Source organism: Alteromonas sp. 4NH20-0056, from assembly GCF_057539655.1.
On the sequence record NZ_BAAJLS010000036.1, the window covers coordinates 1 to 468 of the forward strand.

Here is a 468-nt window from a genome sequence, read left to right on the forward strand (position 1 = left end):
ATGCCAAATGAATAATTTTATTCCCATAATCAGAAGCTTCGATTGCTCAGACTTTGACCCAATCAACGAATGGGTATTCGAAGATCCTGCAGAAGTTGATTTTTGGTTCAATATTTCAGTAGGCGCAGAAGGCATGGACGGAACTAATAACTTTCAAGTTCATGTGGTTACACAAAAACTACTATCGCAAATAACCGACAAAAAGCATTTACTTGTTTTGCCTTATTACTCTTGGGCCAAAACTATAGAGGAAACAAACAAAATATTGTCAAATTGTACAGACGTTAGCTGGGAAGGTATGTTTAAACAAATCGCTAAACATTTTTGTTGGGAATACGAGTGGTCTCAGCGGTAATGGCATATAACAAACAAATTAAGCTCGCTCCCTTCGGTCACTGGGACAAATACTCGTTGGCGGCTGCGCCATTTTCTCCAACAAGTATTTGCCCCTTATTAGGGTGTTAGGTT

At 39.1% G+C, this 468-nt stretch carries 1 protein-coding gene; it reads left to right on the top strand.

Going from position 1 to position 468, the window contains the following annotated elements; genetic code table 11:
• Window positions 1–355, top strand: a 355-nt coding sequence (locus AC27EZ_RS18140; RefSeq protein WP_487136665.1) for an Imm8 family immunity protein, incomplete at its 5' end; no start/stop codon positions are given.
• Window positions 356–468 lie beyond the last annotated feature (113 nt).